This is a genomic window from Microvirga sp. VF16, assembly GCF_016864375.1.
Lineage (GTDB): Bacteria > Pseudomonadota > Alphaproteobacteria > Rhizobiales > Beijerinckiaceae > Microvirga.
This window is the reverse complement of sequence record NZ_CP069356.1, coordinates 1,171,751-1,190,473: the sequence shown is the minus strand read 5'-3', so window position 1 is coordinate 1,190,473 and position 18,723 is coordinate 1,171,751. Positions and strand designations below refer to the sequence as shown.

General features: G+C 62.0%; 14 protein-coding genes and 3 pseudogenes. 9 read left to right on the top strand and 8 right to left on the bottom strand.

Features of this window, described 5'->3' with window-relative positions; all coding sequences use genetic code 11:
* Positions 1–4: 4 nt before the first annotated feature.
* The 5 genes from JO965_RS38120 to JO965_RS38100 all read left to right on the top strand — a co-directional run bounded on the left by JO965_RS38120 (position 5) and on the right by JO965_RS38100 (position 5,051).
* Entirely contained in the window at positions 5–1,309 is a 1,305-nt protein-coding gene (locus tag JO965_RS38120; RefSeq protein ID WP_203445967.1) for an ABC transporter substrate-binding protein, read from the top strand.
* Positions 1,310–1,390: 81 nt separating this feature from the next.
* Positions 1,391–2,335 (top strand): carbohydrate ABC transporter permease, encoded by a 945-nt coding sequence (locus JO965_RS38115; protein WP_203445966.1) that lies wholly within the window; start codon positions 1,391–1,393, stop codon positions 2,333–2,335.
* Positions 2,325–3,206 (top strand): carbohydrate ABC transporter permease, encoded by an 882-nt coding sequence (locus JO965_RS38110; RefSeq protein ID WP_203445965.1) that lies wholly within the window; start codon positions 2,325–2,327, stop codon positions 3,204–3,206. The genes JO965_RS38115 and JO965_RS38110 overlap by 11 nt, the downstream gene beginning before the upstream one ends.
* On the top strand, positions 3,206–3,943 hold the full coding sequence (locus JO965_RS38105) for a tyrosine-protein phosphatase (protein ID WP_203445964.1): 738 nt from the start codon (positions 3,206–3,208) through the stop codon (positions 3,941–3,943). The genes JO965_RS38110 and JO965_RS38105 overlap by 1 nt, the downstream gene beginning before the upstream one ends.
* A gap of 1 nt (position 3,944) precedes the next feature.
* Positions 3,945–5,051 (top strand): ABC transporter ATP-binding protein, encoded by a 1,107-nt coding sequence (locus tag JO965_RS38100; protein ID WP_203445963.1) that lies wholly within the window; start codon positions 3,945–3,947, stop codon positions 5,049–5,051.
* A gap of 37 nt (positions 5,052–5,088) precedes the next feature.
* Here JO965_RS38100 and JO965_RS48585 read toward each other — a convergent pair whose 3' ends face one another.
* The 3 genes and pseudogenes from JO965_RS48585 to JO965_RS38090 all read right to left on the bottom strand — a co-directional run bounded on the left by JO965_RS48585 (position 5,089) and on the right by JO965_RS38090 (position 6,518).
* The gene (locus JO965_RS48585) at positions 5,089–5,646 is read right to left on the bottom strand and encodes a tyrosine-type recombinase/integrase (protein ID WP_246777130.1); all 558 of its coding nucleotides are present in this window, start codon (positions 5,644–5,646) and stop codon (positions 5,089–5,091) included.
* 194 nt (positions 5,647–5,840) lie between these two features.
* Positions 5,841–6,047 (bottom strand): annotated as a pseudogene (locus JO965_RS48580) (site-specific integrase); the annotation flags it as partial.
* 174 nt (positions 6,048–6,221) lie between these two features.
* Entirely contained in the window at positions 6,222–6,518 is a 297-nt protein-coding gene (locus JO965_RS38090; RefSeq protein WP_203445962.1) for a hypothetical protein, read from the bottom strand.
* Positions 6,519–6,734: 216 nt separating this feature from the next.
* Between JO965_RS38090 and groES the strand changes: the two genes are divergently transcribed.
* The gene (gene groES / locus JO965_RS38085; RefSeq protein WP_203445961.1) at positions 6,735–7,049 is read left to right on the top strand and encodes a co-chaperone GroES; all 315 of its coding nucleotides are present in this window, start codon (positions 6,735–6,737) and stop codon (positions 7,047–7,049) included.
* A gap of 45 nt (positions 7,050–7,094) precedes the next feature.
* Positions 7,095–8,738, top strand: a complete 1,644-nt coding sequence (gene groL, locus JO965_RS38080) for a chaperonin GroEL (protein ID WP_203445960.1) — start codon at positions 7,095–7,097, stop codon at positions 8,736–8,738.
* A 304-nt stretch (positions 8,739–9,042) separates the two neighbouring features.
* Here the strand turns inward: groL and htpG are convergent, their stop codons facing one another.
* Complete coding sequence (htpG, locus tag JO965_RS38075) at positions 9,043–10,941, bottom strand: molecular chaperone HtpG (RefSeq protein ID WP_203445959.1); 1,899 nt, start codon at positions 10,939–10,941, stop codon at positions 9,043–9,045.
* A gap of 116 nt (positions 10,942–11,057) precedes the next feature.
* Complete coding sequence (locus JO965_RS38070) at positions 11,058–12,053, bottom strand: 3'-5' exonuclease (protein ID WP_203446740.1); 996 nt, start codon at positions 12,051–12,053, stop codon at positions 11,058–11,060.
* A 266-nt stretch (positions 12,054–12,319) separates the two neighbouring features.
* Here JO965_RS38070 and JO965_RS38065 point away from each other — a divergent pair.
* A pseudogene (locus JO965_RS38065) lies at positions 12,320–13,797 on the top strand (YdiU family protein).
* Positions 13,798–14,319: 522 nt separating this feature from the next.
* Complete coding sequence (locus tag JO965_RS38060; protein WP_203445958.1) at positions 14,320–14,667, top strand: hypothetical protein; 348 nt, start codon at positions 14,320–14,322, stop codon at positions 14,665–14,667.
* 521 nt (positions 14,668–15,188) lie between these two features.
* Here the strand turns inward: JO965_RS38060 and JO965_RS38055 are convergent.
* From JO965_RS38055 to JO965_RS38045, 3 genes and pseudogenes are all read right to left on the bottom strand, one after another.
* Positions 15,189–16,262 (bottom strand): medium chain dehydrogenase/reductase family protein, encoded by a 1,074-nt coding sequence (locus JO965_RS38055; protein WP_246777128.1) that lies wholly within the window; start codon positions 16,260–16,262, stop codon positions 15,189–15,191.
* 72 nt (positions 16,263–16,334) lie between these two features.
* Positions 16,335–17,123: a phosphodiester glycosidase family protein gene (locus tag JO965_RS38050; RefSeq protein WP_371826975.1), complete on the bottom strand. Its 789-nt coding sequence runs from the start codon at positions 17,121–17,123 to the stop codon at positions 16,335–16,337.
* A gap of 17 nt (positions 17,124–17,140) precedes the next feature.
* Positions 17,141–18,635: pseudogene (locus tag JO965_RS38045) on the bottom strand (carboxypeptidase M32).
* Positions 18,636–18,723: the final 88 nt, after the last annotated feature.

The window sequence follows — 18,723 nt, the reverse complement described above, 5'->3', positions numbered from 1 at the left end:
CCCCATGGACCGCAAGACATTCCTGACCGGCTCGCTTGCCCTGCTTGCCACATGCGTCGTTCTTCCCGCTTTCGCCGGGGAGATCCCGGCAATCATCGATCGACCGGTGACCATCAGCTACTATAACTACAATCTCGCCTCCGCCGGTAACGGCGCGGAAGCGACCAAGCGGATGATCGCCGCGTTTGAGAAGGCCAATCCGAACATCAAGGTTGAGGGCGTTGGCGCGAGCTCGGCCGATATCACCAGCCGCATTCAGGCCGACGTCGCGGCCGGCCGCATCCCCGACGTCGTGCAGATGGTCTTTTCCGACCTCAACTTCACGGTCGACAATCTCGGCGCGGTGGCGCTCGAGGACACCGTCCCGGAAGCCGAGCTCAAGCAGCACTTCGAAGGCATCGCACCGAACGGCCTGCAGCTTGGCGTCATCAACGGCAAGACCTATGGCCTGGCCTACACCTTCTCCACACCGGTGCTGTTCTACAATGCCAACCTGTTCAAGCAGGCCGGGCTTGATCCGGATAAGCCACCAAAGACCTGGGCTGAGGTCAAGCAGGCAGCGCTGGCCATCGTCGACAAGACCAAAGCCGAAGGCATCGCTACCGGGATCTTCGGCCCTTCGGCCGGTGATTGGCTGTTCCAGGGCGTCCTGCGCTCGAACAACGGCGGTTTGATGTCCGAAGACCGCAAGCGGCTGGCCTTCGCCCAGCCGGCCTCCGTGGAGGCGGTGGCGATGCTGCGCGACCTCTATGACAGCGGCGCCTACACCAATCTCGAATTGCAGGCAGCCATGGAAGGCATGGCATCGGGCAATGTCGGCATGTATCTCCAGACTTCCGCGATCCAGGGCTTTCTGGTGAAAGGCGCGGAAGGCAAGTTCGACCTGCGTGCGACCACCATGCCGCGCTTCGGCGACAAGACGCAGCGGCCGAACAATTCGGGCAGCGCCCTGGTGATCCTGAGCCGCGACCCGCTGAAGCAGCGCGCCGCCTGGGAGCTGATGAAGTTCATGACCTCGAAGGAGGCCTACACGGTCATCACCTCCGAGATCGGCTATCTGCCGTTGCGGACCGACATTGTCGACGACCCAAAATATCTCGGCGACTGGGTCAAGAAGCATCCGCTGATCAAGCCGAACCTCGAGCAGCTTGCGATCCTGGAACGGTGGGAGTCCTTTCCCGGCTCGAACTACCGGCAGATCCAGAAGATCATGATGGAAGGCGCCGAGATGGCCGTCTTCGGCGGCATGGACCCGGCGAAGGCCATGCGGGCGGCACAGGACAATGCCCAAACCCTGATGCCGAAATAACACGACGAACTGCCGGCATCAGACAGCTTCAACTGCGCGCCTGATGCCGGCACTCGGCCTTATCAGATCCGGAGGCAACCGATGACAGACACAGCGCTCAGCCCGCTGCTGCCGGCCCGCGGCTTCGCAGCGCCATCCCGGCGCACCAACCTGCGACACCTCGCGCCCTGGCTGTATCTTGCGCCGGCTGCGATCACGCTGATCATCTGGGTCTACTGGCCGCTGATCGACGCGGTTCGATTAAGCTTCTACGAATGGAACATGCTGCCGACCTCCCCAATGAGGTTCGTCGGCTGGCAGAACTACGCCAACATCTTCGCCTTGCCGAAATTCTGGCAGGCGCTGTCCAACACGCTGGTCTACGTCCTCGGCCTGCTGCCCATGGCGATCCTCATCCCGCTTGGCATCGCCATCTATACCCATGACCTGCCGGCGCGCTCGCGCAATGTCTACCGGGCAATTATCTTCGTGCCGATGATCATTGCACCCGTCGTGGCTGCCGCGATCTGGCGCTGGCTGCTCGATCCTGGCCACGGCATGGTCAACGAGGTGGTCAGCCTGTTTGGTTACCGGCCCGTCCGTTTCCTGCAGGATCCCAAGGTGGCGATCTGGACGATCATCGGGCTCACCGGCTGGAAGCTGATCGGCTTCTCGACGTTGATCTTTTCGGCTGCTAACGCCAACATCAATCCGTCGTTGATCGAGGCCGCCCGCATGGACGGCGCCTCGCGCTGGCGGATCATCCGCGACATCCGCCTGCCGCTGCTGCGCTCGACCATCCTGTTCCTGACGCTGATGACGATCCTGCTCGGCGCACAATGGAGCTTCTCGTACATCCATGTGCTGACCGGCGGCGGGCCGCTCGGGGCAACCACCAACATCTTCTACATCCTCTGGGATTTCGGCTTCTCGACAATGTCGGTCGGCTGGAGTTCAGCCGCTGCTGTGATCCTTTTCCTCGGCTTCGGAGCCGTCGCTTTCATCCTCTTCCGGCTGATGGACAGGTACTCGTTCCATGACAACTGATGCACTCTATGCTCCCGCCCGATCGCAGGTCGCGCCGCGCAAACGAGCGACGGGCAAAGCCGGGATCCGCTGGAACACCGCCGCCGGCCACGTCGTCATGATCGTTCTGTCAATCCTTTGCCTGTTCCCGGTCTACTGGATGATCGTCTCGTCGTTTCGCCCGGCCAATGCGATCTTTGAGACGACGCTATGGCCGAGCGCGGCATCGCTCGACAACTACGTCCATGCGATCAATGCGATCCCAATTGGGACAATGCTCCTCAACACCTTTCTGGTGTCGTCCATCGTCACCATCGTGCAGCTCTTCACCGGCCTGCTTGCAGCCTATGCCTTCGCGCGCTGGCGTTTCCCCTTCGACAAGATCATCTACACGCTGATCGCGCTGACATGGCTTGTGCCATTCCAGGTGGTGATGATCCCGAACTATCTCCTGGTCGCCGATCTCGGCCTCCTCGACAGCATCGCCGCGCTGATCCTGCCGCACTTTGCCGGCGCGCTGGCCGTGCTCATGCTGGCCCAGGCCATGCGTTCCTTCCCTGCCGAGATCATCGAGGCTGCACGCATGGATGGGGCGAAAAGCTGGCGCATCCTATGGGAGGTCATCGCGCCGAACCTGCGCGGCACCATCGCCTCGCTTGCGATCCTGCTCTTCATCTCGACCTGGAACGAATATTTCTGGCCGCTGCTTCTCTCACGCACCCCTGAGAACAGCGTCGTCCAGATCGGCATCCAGATGTTCATCACCTCCGAGGGGACCGCATGGGGACCGCTGATGGCAGCATCTACGCTGGCGAGCCTGCCGATCCTCTTCATTTACGTTGTCCTGCAGCGGCAGGTCATCCAGTCCTTCATGAAATCGGGAATTCGTTGATGCAACCCCAGTTCGAACGACATTTTGTCGTTGCCGGCACCTTCAACATTCGTGATCTCGGCGGCTATGCCTCAGGGGAGGGGCAGACTCGCTGGCGGCGCCTGCTCCGCGCTGATGGTCTGCATCGGCTCGATGCCGCGGGCATGGCTATGCTCACCGACGAAGGCGTTCGGACTGTCATCGACCTGCGCCGCGATCATGAACTCGAAAGCCATCCGAACCCGTTTCGTGACAATCCGGTCGTTGCCTACCACAACGTCTCGCTCTTCGATGCGTTGGATCCGGCCGCGATGACAGGCGGCGACGTGTTGCTCGATCTCTACCTCGCCGCACTTATGACCCGCCACGGTGCGGTTGCGCAGGTCCTGACACTGATCGCCGATGCGCCCGAGGGCATCGTGCTGTTTCATTGCACCGCTGGCAAGGATCGCACAGGCCTCATCGCGGCACTTATGCTGGCCTTGGCGGGAGTCGAGGCGGCCGTGATCGTCGAGGACTACGCGTTGACCGGCCCGATGATCGCGCCATTGCTGGAGACCTTCGTGGCTGATGCGGTCGCTCGCGGAACCGACATTGAGTCCTTCCGGCCGCTGCTTGCCTGCAAGCGGCAGACGATGGTCGCCACACTCGCCTTCCTGATCGATCATCACGGTTCCGTCGAAGACTACTTGAGATCGATCGGGCTTGGACATGACACCATCGACCGCCTCAAGATGCGGCTGACGAGGGAGGTATAAGATGGGACGGCTGACTCTTTCCGGTCTCAAGAAGGTCTATAACGGCAAGCAGGTGCTGCACGGCATCAACGCCGAAATCTCGAATGGCCAGTTCGTCGTCATCGTCGGCCCGTCCGGTTGCGGCAAGTCAACCTTGTTGCGCATGATCGCCGGGCTTGAGGACATCACCGAGGGTGAGATTGCACTCGATGGGCGCCTCCTCAATGATCTCGAGCCGGCAGATCGCGACTGCGCCATGGTATTTCAAAATTACGCGCTCTATCCGCACATGACCGTTCGCCAGAACATCGCTTACCCGCTGAAGATCGCCGGTGTGGCAAAGGAGGAGCGCAACCGCCGCGCCGCGGAGGTGGCAGCAATCCTTGATCTCTCCCCATATCTTGATCGCCGACCGGCAGAACTGTCTGGCGGCCAGCGTCAGCGCGTTGCAATGGGCCGTGCAATCGTACGCGAGCCGGGTGTCTTCCTCTTCGACGAGCCTTTATCCAATCTCGATGCCAAACTGCGGGTCAGCATGCGCATCGAGATCAAGCGCCTGCACAAGCGCCTGGGTGCGACCTCAATCTTCGTGACCCATGACCAGGTCGAGGCAATGACGATGGCCGATGTGCTGATCGTCATGAACAGTGGCGTGGTCGAGCAGATCGGCAGCCCAGGCGAAATATATAACGAGCCGTCCTCGACCTTCGTCGCAGGATTCATGGGTGCACCGGCCATGAACCTTATGCCATCGACCTTAAGGCGGGGTCGCGCCGTTCTCGACGCTGCGCCGGAGGCAGTGCTCGAACTGCCCTTCGCCCAACTGGCTGATGGGCAGGCACTGACGCTTGGCATACGGCCAGAGGACATCGTCGCCTCGCTTGCCCCTGCTTCAAGCGGGCTTCTGGCGATGGTCGAACTGGTCGAGGAACTCGGCGGCAACCGTGTGGCCTACTGTTCACTGGCAGAGCAGCAGCTTGCTGTGGTTCTGCCAAAGAGCTTTGAAGTCCGCAATGGCGGAGTTCTCTATCTGACCTTCCCGGAAGACGCCCTGCATGGCTTCGATGCCACCTCGGGCAAGCGCCTTGCCAAGTCGGCCATCGAACAGCTCGGGCTCGTTCCAGCCTGAGCAGGCCTCAGGTGATCAAGCCTATCTCACGAATTCATTACTCTATCGCTTGAGCGTCCGCCTCATTGAGCGGGTGGAGGTCTCGGACCATGTGGTGGAGGCGGGAGGTGTCGAGATGGGTGTAGATCTGGGTGGTCTCGATGCCGGCATGGCCGAGCAGTTCCTGCAGCACCCGCAGGTCCGTGCCGCCGGCATGCATGTGGGTGGCAAAGGCATGCCGCAGCACATGTGGCGACACTCGCTCGGGGCTGGCCAGCCCTGCGGCCACCGCCGCCTCCTTGATCTCCAGCAGAGCCGCTTGGCGTGTCAGCGCCTTGGTGCCGTTGCGGACTGAGTGAAACAGCCAGGGGGAGGGCGCTCCACCGGAATAGGCCTCCGCCAGCTTCTGCCAGAGGGCGAGCGCGTCAATCGCCCGCTCGTGCAGCGGTGCCAAGCGCTGCTTGTCGCCCTTGCCGCGCACCAGCAGCATCCGGGTGCCGGGAGAAGCCGCGTCGGAGGGCAAGGACAAAGCCTCGCTGATGCGCATGCCGGAGGCATAGAGGGTCTCGAACAGAGCAGCCCGGCGGGCATAGCCGGCCTGCCGGTACAGCCCCACCGAGGGATATCGGCCGCGAGGGTGTGGGCGGTTTCCAGGAGCGCTTCCGTCCCGGCAATGGAGAGCACGAAGGGCAGCTTGCGGGCCCGGCGCATGGTTGACAGATTGCTCGTCGGGTCCCGGGAGCCGAGCTCCTCGGCGACCAGGAACTTGTGCAAGCCGCGCGCCACTGTGATCCTACGGGCGATGGTCGATCCGGCGTAGCCGCGCCCATCGAGCGCGGCAATGTAGTCCCGGATCTGCTCCAGGCCGACATTGTCCAGGCCGAGGCTGTTTTCATCGAGCCAGACCAGGTAGCAATTCAGATCGTCGGTATAGGTGGCGATGGTCCTGGCCGAGGCACCAAGCTCGGTGGTCAGAGCATCCAGCCAGAGCTGGGCCAGCCGCTGATTGGTCCGCATGAGATCCTCCTGGGAGAGGATCCTGCCGCAGCACTGGTTACGGACTTCGTGTCAAAATGCGCGTTCAACGAAATCGTGTTGTAGCCGCCAAGTTGATATGTCCGGTGGCCTGCAAAGCAACCATGTCACCTCCCCGCATTTGAACCCTCGGGAAAGACTGGTTTAGCGACGAACTTAGGTCCCGGAATTGATCGCTGCCTTGATCCGTGGCAACCCCTCTGAGGTCACGGGGTCGATCCTCAGGATCGGGTGCCCTCCTGAGGAATGGCGCTGCGAGAATACAAGACGGACATAGCCGCTGTCGGGAAGAGGGAGGTAAAAGATCCCGTCAGACTCTCCCTTCAGAAAACAGCGGAGTCCGATATAGAAGCTCTCCTCGTATCCTCTCATGGCGGTACGAATGGCCGGGTGGATAACCAGAGTAATGCTTTTGCGCTCGCAGACCTCTTCCACGGTTTTGAAACTCAACACGATTGAACCTCGTCTTTAGACGGCCAAGCAGCCTCTGATGGTTCAACGTCCCTCCTGAGAATCCGGTTCTCCTCGAGCTCACTTATCTAAAAGGATGGACTTGCAGCCCTCCCTGCAGCATGATTATCTCCTGTTAGCACTCTCATGCGTCGAGTGCTAACGCTGCTGCCCGGCGCAGACGAGTGCCCCCAATCTCAAGAACGAGGAGGCACATCCATGAAGTTCCGTCCGCTGCACGACCGTGTTGTCGTCCGCCGCATCGAGGCCGAAGAGAAGACGGCCGGCGGCATCATCATCCCGGACACCGCCAAGGAAAAGCCGCAAGAGGGCGAAGTCGTCGCCGTCGGCCCCGGCGCCCGTGACGAGAGCGGCAAGGTGGTCGCCCTCGACGTAAAGGCTGGCGACGGCGTGCTCTTCGGCAAGTGGTCCGGCACCGAGGTGCGTATCGATGGCCAGGATCTCCTGATCATGAAGGAATCCGACATCATGGGCGTGATCGAGCAGTCTGCTGAAGCGCAGAAGGCTGCCTGAGCACTGCAATCGGAACCAAGAACCGTCAGAATAGGAGGAATAACTATGGCTGCCAAAGAGGTGAAATTTGCTGCCAATGCGCGTGAGAAGATGCTGCGCGGCGTCGATATTCTCGCCGATGCCGTGAAGGTCACGCTCGGTCCCAAGGGCCGCAACGTGGTGCTGGAGAAGAGCTTCGGCGCGCCCCGTGTTACCAAGGACGGCGTCACCGTCGCCAAGGAAATCGAGCTGGCCGACAAGTTCGAGAACATGGGCGCCCAGATGGTGCGCGAAGTGGCGAGCAAGACCAGCACGGTGGCCGGTGACGGCACCACCACTGCGACGGTTCTGGCCCAGGCGATCGTCCGCGAGGGCGCCAAGGCGGTTGCCGCCGGCATGAACCCGATGGACCTCAAGCGCGGCATCGATCTCGCCACCGCCGAGGCCGTGAAGGACATTCAGTCCCGCGCCAAGAAGGTGGCCTCCTCCGAGGAGATTGCCCAGATCGGCACCATCTCGGCCAATGGCGACGCCGAGGTCGGCCGCATGCTGGCGGAAGCCATGCAGAAGGTCGGCAACGAGGGTGTCATCACCGTCGAGGAGGCCAAGACGGCTGCGACCGAACTCGACGTCGTGGAAGGCATGCAGTTCGACCGCGGCTATCTCTCGCCGTACTTCATCACCAATGCCGAGAAGATGATAGCCGAGCTCGAGGATCCCTACATCCTCATTCACGAGAAGAAGCTCTCTTCCCTACAGTCGCTGCTGCCGATCCTGGAAGCCGTGGTGCAGACCAGCAAGCCGCTGTTGATCATTGCCGAGGATATCGAGGGCGAGGCCCTTGCGACATTGGTCGTGAACAAGCTGCGGGGCGGCCTCAAGATCGCGGCCGTGAAGGCTCCGGGCTTCGGCGACCGCCGCAAGGCCATGCTCGAGGACATCGCCGTCCTCACCGCCGGCCAGACGATCTCCGAAGACCTCGGCATCAAGCTCGAGAATGTCACGCTGGACATGCTCGGGCGGGCCAAGCGCGTCCGCATCGAGAAGGAAAACACCACGATCATCGACGGCGCCGGCCAGAAGGCCGACATCGAGGCTCGTGTGGCTCAGATCAAGGCGCAGATCGAGGAGACCACCTCGGACTACGACCGTGAGAAGCTCCAGGAGCGTCTGGCCAAGCTGGCCGGCGGTGTGGCGGTGATTCATGTCGGTGGCAGCACCGAGATCGAGGTGAAGGAGAAGAAGGACCGCGTCGATGACGCACTGCACGCCACCAAGGCGGCGGTCGAGGAGGGCATCGTCCCCGGCGGCGGCACGGCGCTGCTGCGCGCCAAGGCGGCGGTCGCCAAGCTGAAGAGCGACAACCCGGATATCCAGGCCGGCATCAGCATCGTGCTACGGGCGCTGGAGGCTCCGATCCGTCAGATCGCTGAGAATGCCGGTGTCGAGGGCTCGATCGTGGTCGGTAAGATCACTGACAACACGAAGTCCGAGACCTTCGGCTTTGATGCTCAGGCGGAGGAGTTCGTCGATCTGGTCCAGGCCGGCATCGTTGATCCGGCAAAGGTCGTCCGCACGGCCCTGCAGGATGCTTCTTCCGTCGCCGGCCTGCTCGTCACCACCGAGGCTATGGTCGCCGAGCTGCCGAAGAAGGAAGCCGCTCCGGCGATGCCGGGCGGAATGGGTGGCATGGGCGGCATGGACTTCTAATCCAGACACATGCGGTGCGAGGCCCTGGAGAAATCCGGGGCCTCGCTTTATGGCCTGCCGGCCTCTCACCGAACAGCTGCGGCTGCTGACTGTGTCGCAGCACGGGAGCCTCGGATCCGTATCGGATGCATTGCCTGGATTGACCTAAGGCCTCTCCAGGCAACCCCATCGGTTCGTAAACCTTGGGGGAAAGAATGGATTGCCCTGGTGCACTCGCCCCGAGCTGCCGGGGCCCACAAGAGTAGTCCTGAGCCCAGAGAGGCGCAGCGACTGCAAACCGCGCTCTCTCTATAGTCGTTCCAGTCTAGTCCTTGGAAACGCTTCGCTGCATGACCCGTGCGAGCCGTTGCGAAAATGCCTTCGCATCCGCCGGCAACTCGCCATCCAAGATTCGTGCCTCGTCCAGCAGGAGATGCGCGGCATCTTCACGGAGTGTCTGCTCGACATCTCCGAGATCCGCCAAGGCGACAACGAGGTCATGGCGTGGGTTGATCTCCAGGACTGGCTTTGCGGCCGATCCCAGTTGTCCTGCCCGCGCCAGGAGCCGTTCAAGCTGCCGGTCCATGCCGGTCTCAGATGCTACCAGACAGACGGCGCTTTCCGTGAGACGCTCAGAAGCACGGACATCGGCGACGGCGTCCCCGAGAATGGCCTTCACGGCTTGAATGAAGCGCGATACCACCTCCGTTGCCGGCGCGTCCGCATTGTCCTTGGCATCAACCAGCGGGATTAGCGCCAGATCCGCGCCGCCCTGAGTGATGGACTTGAACGGCTTGCCCTCGTAATCGACGCCAGCCGTGACCCAGAAGCTGTCGACGGCATCCGGAAGCAGAAGGACTTCAATGCCACGCGCCCTGAAGCCTTCAAGCTGAGGCGAGGCCTCGAGACGCGCAAGATCCGTTCCGGTCACGTAGTAGATGGCCGTCTGGTTCTCCTTGAGGGAGCCGACATAATCCTTGAGCGAGTGCCACCCACTGCCGGAGGCCGTCGTCTTGAACCGCGCCAGTCCCAACAATGTCGAGCGCCGCTCAAAATCCTCATAGAGCCCTTCCTTCAGCACTGGGCCGAAGATCTCCCACACCTTGGTGTAGGCCTCCGCATCGTTCTGGGCGAGCTTCTCGAGCTCGCTGAGCACGCGGCTGGTCACACCCTTCTTGATCGCAGCCAGAAGCGGGCTTTCCTGGATCATCTCGCGCGAGACGTTGAGCGGCAGATCGGCCGAGTCGACGAGCCCACGCACGAAACGCAGGTAGCGTGGGACGAGCTCGGCCTCGTCGGTGATGAAGACCCGCTTCACATAGAGCTTCATCCGCCCGTGGCGGTCGGGATCGAACAGGTCGAAGGGCGTGGAGCCCGGCACGAAGGCCAAGGCCGTGTATTCGTGGCGGCCCTCGGCCCGGAAATGCACCGTCAGGGCCGGCTCATCGAACTGATTAGCCACGCTGCGGTAGAAATCCGTGTACTCCTCGGGCGTGATCTCGTTGCGCGACTTCACCCAAAGCGCGGCGCCGTCGGCGACCTCCTGCGGCTCCGCCCCGGGCTTCTCGACAAGAGAGATCGGCACGGGGACATGCCCCGACTGCTCCTTGACAATGCGCTCGAGCCGGTAGCGCTCGGTGTAGGACGTGGCGTCCTCCATCAGGTGCAGGATCACCCAGGTGCCGCGGGTCGGCGCCTCATCCAATGCGATCGCCGCGACCGTGTAGGAGCCCTTGCCGTCGGATGACCAGATCGTAGCCTCGTCACTGCCGGCCCGGCGTGAGATGACATCAACCCGCTCGGCCACCATGAAGGCCGAGTAAAAGCCGACGCCGAACTGGCCAATCAGCTGGGCCCCTTCGCCGCCTTGGGCGGCCCGGATCCGCTCCATGAAGGCCTTGGTGCCCGAGCGGGCGATGGTGCCGAGCGCCTCGATCATCTCGTCCCGGCTCAGGCCGATGCCGTTGTCCTCGATGGTGAGGCGGCGGTTGTCGGCATCGATCAGCAGCGTGATCCGGGCCTTGGGATCATCGCCGAGCAGGGCGGGATGGGAGATCGCCTCGTAGCGCAGCTTCTCGCAGGCATCGGCCGCGTTGGAGATCAGCTCGCGCAGGAAGATGTCCTTGTCGGAATAGACCGAGTGCACCATCAGGTGCAGCAGCTTGGCGACATCGGCCTCGAACGTGTGGTTCTCAGGGGCGGGCGTGGTGTCAGCAGTCGTCATGGCGTGAGATGAACCTTGTTGCTCCGGCGGGCGATGAGATGGCGGCCTACAGTCAAGATTTCAAGGCTGGGATCAACCCCGGATGAGGAGCACCTCTGAGATATGGTGGCCGTCGGCTAGCGTGCTGACCGGAACCGCTCGAAGGCGGTGATCCTCTGAGTGTAGGGCTCGACCTCGCGCCGGTAAACCTCGCGCCGGAGAAAGGCGAGTTCGGCCTCGCCAGCCTCCTCGTCAACCTCCACCCACCACGCTTTCGGCCGGCCGTCGCTGCCGTCGTTCCAGCGGTACCCTCGCGCCTTCAGTACATCCTTCATGTCGAACGGGCTGGCCTCGGCCCAGATGCGCACGAGCACCTTTCGTGCCGAGGTTAGCAGATGCCCGAAGGGGAGCCCGGCCTCGGAGGGGAGGGGGGAGGCCAGCACCTCGAGCAGGGCGTGGCAATCCTCGACGGCCCGGTGCCCCTGGTGGAACCAGCCGCACTGGGTCAGGAGGTACCCGAGCTTCGATCCCTCAAAGCCGAACCCGCTCCAGGCGATCTCGGAATGGGAGCAGGCCCAGGCCTTGACCCGAAAGCCCTTCGACAGGCGCTCACAGAAGGGGCGGTCGAAGCGCGCATTGTGCGCGATGATGAGATCCGCCGGTGCGATGAACCGCTCAATCGCCTCAAGGTCGAGCACCTGGCCGGCGACCATATCGGGCGTGATGCCGGTCAGACGGGTGATCTCAGGGCTGATGGGCACGCCCGGCTCGCGTAAGCCATTGAACGTGCCGATCACGTTGCCGATGCGGCCTTCCTCACCGTACACGAAGGCGACCATGCCGAGTTCGATGACCTCGTCCCGTGTGTGATCGAGGCCCGTGGTTTCGGTGTCCAGGATGACGGCGATCTTCTCGCTTTCACAAGGCGTACGCGAAACGACGTGCCGGGGCTGCAACCGGCGGAGAACACGATAGTCACCGGTGGCCTCCAACATCCGGGCAGCAGTCCCATAATCAGGAGCTTCGAAGGATTCGCTGCGTGGCCTGGCCTTGACGATGATCTCGTCCGCGGGCCTTCGGATCGGGCTTGGCGGTGCGTCGTAGTCCAAGAAAAGATCGGCTTGGCCTCGCATTCCCGCACCTTCCACCTGTGGTAACAGGCTCATGCGTGAGCCTCGCGGCGAAGATTAGAAGGTGCGGGTCGCCAGATCGTTAATGCACAAGGTCATGAAGGAGGGAGTAAAACCGTGGAGTGGGTGGTTTGTCCGCCATCCGTGCGGGCCAATCAGGTAAAGATTGAAATGGGAGCACCTTGAAACTGGTCCGGGTTTACGATCTGACTCTTGTTTTCCCGGAAGCCCAATCCGATTTCACGTGGTCCTGACGATGAATCGGACCCATGACCATTCATTTGCCCTTCGACAATACCTACGCACGCTTGCCTGACAGGTTCTACACGCGCGTAGAACCGACATCTGTGACGGCTCCGAGACTCATCCGGCTGAACCGAGGCCTCGCCTTACAGCTCCGCCTCGACCCCGATCGCCTCTCCAGTCCTGATGGGGTTGCGCTTCTGTCTGGCAACTGGGTTCCGGATACGGCGGAGCCTATCGCCATGGCCTATGCCGGGCACCAGTTCGGGCAATTCGTACCGCAGCTCGGTGACGGCCGAGCCATTCTTCTCGGCGAAGTGGTTGATCGAGATGGCATCCGCCGGGACATTCAGCTCAAAGGTTCAGGTCCAACACCTTATTCGCGCCGCGGTGATGGGCGTGCGGCGTTGGGGCCTGTTCTGCGCGAATACCTCCTCAGTGAAGCGATGGCGGCACTTGGGCTGCCGACAACGCGGGCGCTCGCCGCCGTCTTGACGGGAGAGACGGTTGTCCGCGAGACGCTGCTTCCCGGGGCCGTTCTCACCCGGGTGGCTTCGAGTCATATCCGGGTCGGCACATTCCAGTTCTTCGCAGTCCGGCAGGATGTGGAGGGATTGCGCCTCCTTGCGGACTACGTCATCGGCCGGCACTACCCACAGGCTTCCGAAAGTGACCGGCCCTATCGCGCGCTCCTGGACCAGGTCATTGCGGCCCAGGCAGACCTCATTGCCCGCTGGCTGCACATCGGCTTCATCCATGGGGTCATGAACACCGACAACATGTCCATTGCGGGCGAGACGATCGACTATGGCCCATGCGCTTTCATGGACGCCTATGATCCTGCAACGGTCTTCAGCTCCATCGACCAGCACGGCCGCTATTCCTATGGCAACCAGCCGCGCATCGGCCTCTGGAACCTGACGCGGCTGGCCGAGGCGCTTCTGCCGCTCCTGTCCCAGGATGAGGAAAAGGCTGTCGCGGAAGCGAACGAAGCGCTTGAAGCTTTCTCGGACAAGTTCGAGATGGCCTATCACGCAGGGCTCAGGCGCAAGCTCGGGCTGCTGACCAAGCGCGAGGAGGACTCGACGCTCGCCGGGGATCTTCTGAAGGCCATGGCCGAGAACCAGGCGGACTTCACCCTGACTTTCCGGCGTTTGAGTGAGGCCGCTGCCGGACCCGAAGCGGACGAGGCCGTCCGAAACCTCTTCATCAACCCGCTTGCTTACGATGCCTGGGCTGCTCGCTGGCGGGAGCGGCTGAGCCAGGAACCGCAAGACGCTGCAACCCGCCAAGCTGCCATGCGAGCCGTCAATCCGGCCTATATCCCGCGCAACCACCGCGTGGAGGCTGTGATTCAAGCTGCGGTGGAACGGAACGATTTTGCTCCCTTCGAGGAGCTTCTGATGGTCCTCTCGCAGCCCTTGAGGATCAGCCGGCGTTTGCTCACTACGCCGACCCGCCGGAGCCGAGCGAGCGCGTCTATCGGACGTTCTGTGGAACGTGAGGCGGGACAAGCTACAAGCCCCCAGACTTGATCATTGGCAACTCAGGATCGAGAACGCCTGCGCTTTTGGCAATCAACCCCGGCCTTTGATCCCCGTCAGCCTGTCTTTGGGCCCAGGCGTCTCGGGCGCACCTCGAGATGACGGCGGGAGATCAGACCGATGCCACCCAGAGGAGCCCAATGGGTCCACCGCGTTTCCGGTCCCCAGTGCCATTGCCCATGCGGGGTCAAACCAAGGCGGTGGCCCTGCGCCCCAATATCAACGCCAATCGGCACACGAGTGACGCTCTGGTGCTCCCATTCGTGACGTTGGTACCGGATCTCCCGTCGGCAGTGGGGGCAGCGTGACGCGAGCACCTTTCTGAAGGGCCATGGACTGTCTGCGAGGTCAGGAAGAGCCACTTGAGCCCTGGCATACGCTGCCACATAACCCGGCATTGCCTGGATCGCCTCAACGTCGATTAACTTTCTCTGGGGCGTTTCGGCCCTGTAGGCGAGGAGAACCCTCTTCCGGCAGGTGCGATGCCAACACTGGTCTTCACGAAGCACGAGCGTGACGATCCCATGTCGGCCATTGCCATACCAGTGGAGCTGACCGCTGAGCGCACCAGAGACAAATTCAGGGATGCTCAGCGACAAGCCATCGATATGCACCTGCGCGTCTGGCCGACCATCGTGATCTTTCCCGATCGCGGTCCTGAAGGCCGGCAGAGACGGATCGGGCTTAAGCCAGTAGCGATGCAAGGCTGCGGGCTCATGAGCAACCAGCCAGAGGGCACGGATGCCCGAGGCTGCATAGCGCTCTTGCCGCTGACGGTAGGTTTCCTCCCCCTGCAGCTGGACCTGGGCCTCAAGGGCGATAGTCCATGACTTGCCGGGCCGGCGGCACAGGACGTCAGCCCGCCAGTCCTGACCATCCGGCGTCCTCCCTGATTGCTCTGGGAGCGCGTCCCAACCTGCGGCTCGGGCTCCCATCAGGCTCTGTGCTTTGATGTGAAGATGAAGGTCGCTTTCCTTTGCCCCTGCAGAAGTCTGTCCAGGAGGATGAGCGAAGAACCGCGTTCCCAGGCGCGAGGCCTTAGGGACAGCCCGTCCTTTCCCATGAGGCATCCACGCATCACGGTTTCGTGCTGATCTCAGTTGCTCCCATTCTTGATCGGTCATTAAGGGAGCTACAAGAGGTTCTCCTGAGTGGGTGTAGGCGAGCAGCGGCATGGTCCATGCTTATACTATCTCGAGGTGTTTGTATGGCGCCGCTCTCTAGGATCGCCTGCGCTCACAGCATAGAGGTACTGGCTTCGCTCTTGATCACGTTCCGGGGCATGTTGCGAGCGCGGATAGCAGCCTTGCGCGGAAGCTGATTCAGCTTGGCGAAGGTCTGCGCGACTGGTTCAACTCCGATGGGTCGGGGCGGAGGGCCATCCCGAGGGTGACGCCGTTCGCAACACCAACTTGCCCGTGGTCTCACCCGACTCCAGAGTTCGATGCGCTTGCGCTACATCTTCAAGTGCAAACGAACATACCTTTGGCGCCCGAATGCTCCCTGCTTCTACCCAGGCGGTGAGGTCGTTCACAGCAGCATGCAGCAGGTCGGTGCGGCCAAAGAGAAATGACAAGTTGAACGCCACCACGCCTTTGTTCTCGCTTGTCATCACGAGCGGGTTGAAGCGCGGCATCCGCAGCATTCCAAGGACGGCCTTGGGGTAGTTGAAGCGCCCACCCTGTTTGGGCAACAAAGTGTGAAAGCCATAGACCAACAGCTTTCCCGTCGGCCTCAGATGGACGTAGCTCTGTGCCAGGGTTTCAGGGCCGTTTGCATCAAAGACCAGGTCGTATCCGTCAGGGCAGAGGCGCTTGGCTTCCAGCCAGAGCGACTGAGTGGATTTGTCGATCACGGCGTTTGCGCCGAGTTGGCGCACATACTCGACCTTGTGACGTCCTCCCACGACGCCGGTTACGTGCAGATTGTGCAACTTGCACAGTTGGATGAGCGCCGAACCCACTCCGCCGCCAGCCGAATGCACAAGCACCCTCATGCCGGGCCGGATCACCACGTTCTGCAGCAGTCCATGATAGGCAGTCAGGTATACGGCCAGGAAGCCGGCGGCGGCCTCGAAATCCAGAGCCTGAGGCTTCGGCCATACCAGGTCTGCCGGGGCACACACGTGCGTGGAATACCCGTTGAAGAGAGTGACGCCAAACACCGGGTCGCCGGGCTTCACATGCTCGACCTCACGGCCAACCTCTTCCACCCAGCCTGAGTATTCGAAGCCGGGCGTGATCGGCCAGCCTACGAACCGGCGGGCAGACTCGTACACGCCCCAACGAACACAGACGTCCGCATAGTTCACGCCGACCGCCTCGGTGCGGATCAGAACCTGTCGATCGCCGGGCTTCGGCACCGGATGAGATTCGAGCTTCAGCTGCTCGTAACCGCCAGCCTTGTGAATGACCACTTTGTACATGGATTCTAACGGCATCATCTTTCGGCCTACGGTTTCGACATCAATTTCCCGCGCCGGCGACGACGGCGCTTATCATGGGCGTCGGCGCAGCGCTCCAACGATCGGCCCCATAGGCATCAGCGTGTCCATCCGGTCCAGGGAAGGGGCATAGAGACTGGAGACACTTCCATCCAGGAACAGAGCATTGGCACAGTCCAGCTCATCCCGGAACAAGCGAGCGAATGTGCTGAACGTGACCGGATCTTCGGAAATCGCGAACACGACCGTGCCTTGGCCTTTCACTCCAACGCCGTTGCGGATCTTGCGCGAGGTGCTTTGCTCTGAGAATTGAGGGTGGATCTGCCCATTGATGACGAGCATTGGGCCCGATTGTGTCGCGAAATCCGGCTTGATGTTCCGCTTCAGAAAAACGCCCGTCTCGAGGACGCCTGCGTGACGGCCTTTGACATAGAAGATGCCGTTCGGCTTGAGATGAAAGTTTCCGGGTCCATTCCTTGTGTTGGCCGCCTTCAACTCCTTGCCGTTTTCGACGTAAAGTCCCACGGGCGAGCGATCCTCATGGTACATGCCGGCGTTCATTGCGAAAGCGACGCGTGAACCCTCCGGCATCTGTTTCAAGCGATCGAACGAGCCGAGCACGTCCCCGCCTGGCCCGCGCCAGAACAGCCTGACCTCGTATTTTCGGAGATCCGCCGTGCAGACCACGAAGGTGCTGTCAGCAAACTGGATTGGCCGGCACGGATCACTATCAGGCTGAGCCGCAGCTCGTCTGGTAAGCAGGCCGACGGAAACCAGGATCACAAGCAATATGATGGCTGTCCAGGATAGCAAGCGGCCCAGGATGAGACTGATCAACATCATTTGCAGCTAAGGTCCCCTCAGCGTCCGAGATACCGTTCCTTCAGGTGAGCGCGGAAGATCTCCGTCGTCAGCGGTCGCCCGGTTGCAGCAACCAGAAGCTCGTCGGACGTCAGCAGACTCCCCTTCGAATGGACGTTGGCGCGCAGCCAGATCTGAAGCGGCGTGAAATCGCCCTTCGCCAAACCCGGAAGGATCTCCGCATCGGTCTGACACGCCGCCCTGAAAAGTTGAGCCGCCGTCATGGCGCCAAGCGTGTAGGTCGGGAAGTAGCCCCATGCACCGCCGGGCCAGTGGATGTCCTGCAGGCAACCCAGGCTGTCGTCGGGCACCGTGATACCAAGGAGTCTTCTGACCTCGTCATTGAAGGCCAACGGCAGGTCTTGGATTGGGAGATCACCAGCGATCAGGGCCTTCTCGAGCTGGTAGCGGATCAGGATGTGAGCCGGATAGGTGATCTCGTCCGCATCCACGCGGATGAAGCCCGGCTCCACCTTGGTCAGGATGCGATGGAGATTCTCTGGACTCCAGGCCAAGCCCTCTCCCTGGAAAGTCTCCCGCACAAGGGGAGCCAGATAGGTGACAAACTCCCAGCTCCGGCAGGCCTGCATCTCGATGAGCAGGGACTGGCTCTCGTGCAGGCTCATGCCGCGGGCCAGCCCGACTGGCTGACGGCGCCATGTCTCCGGGCGGCCCTGCTCGTAGAGCGCGTGCCCGGTCTCATGCAGCACCCCCATGAGCGCGCTCATGAAGTTTGCTTCGCTATAGCGGGTGGTGATCCGGACATCGCCCGTGGATCCGCCGCAGAAGGGATGCAGGCTGACATCGAGCCGCCCCCGGTTGAAATCGAACCCAGCGGCCTTCATCAACTGCTCGCCGATGCGGCGTTGATCATCGACAGGGAAGGGGCCGGCGAGCGGCTGGATGGCAGGAAGGCTCTTCTGGCGCTCCTGGGCCTCCTGGATCAGGGCCGGCAACTCGGCACCGAGTTCGGCGAAGAGCGGATCAATGGCCGCCTGGCGAAGACCGGGGTCGTAGCTGTCGAGGAGCGCATCGTAAGGGGCAAGCCCCAATGCCTCGCCCTTGACCTGGCCGATCTGCCGCTGGAATGCGAGGACCTGAGACAAGGTGCGGCAGGAGCAGGGCGAAATCGCCGTTCTGACGGGCCTCGCGCCACACCAGCTCCGCCCGGGATACCGCTCTTGAGTTGGCCTCGACGAGGTCGGCCGGAACCGCGGCGGCATGGAGGTAGATCCGCCGCATCTCACGCAGGTTGGCGCGCTGCCAATCGTCGAGAAGGCTGCTGTCCTGATCGGCTCGGTCCAGGAGGTCACCCGTGTCGCGTGCGGTGAGAAGCTCATGGGCGAGACCCTTGAGCGTTGCGAGCTGATCGGAGCGGCCATCAGCAGCTCCGTCTGGCATCATGGTTTCGGCATCCCATTGCAGAATGCCAATCGCGTCCTCAATCGAGCTAATGCGGGCGAAGCGTTCTTCCAATGTCTTGTAGGCTTGCATGGGAATGAGAATTCCGTTTCGGGTTGATCTCGCAGGCTGCTGTGCGAGTGGAGTGCATCCTCAGCCGGCACGGCTGAAAGCACCGGCT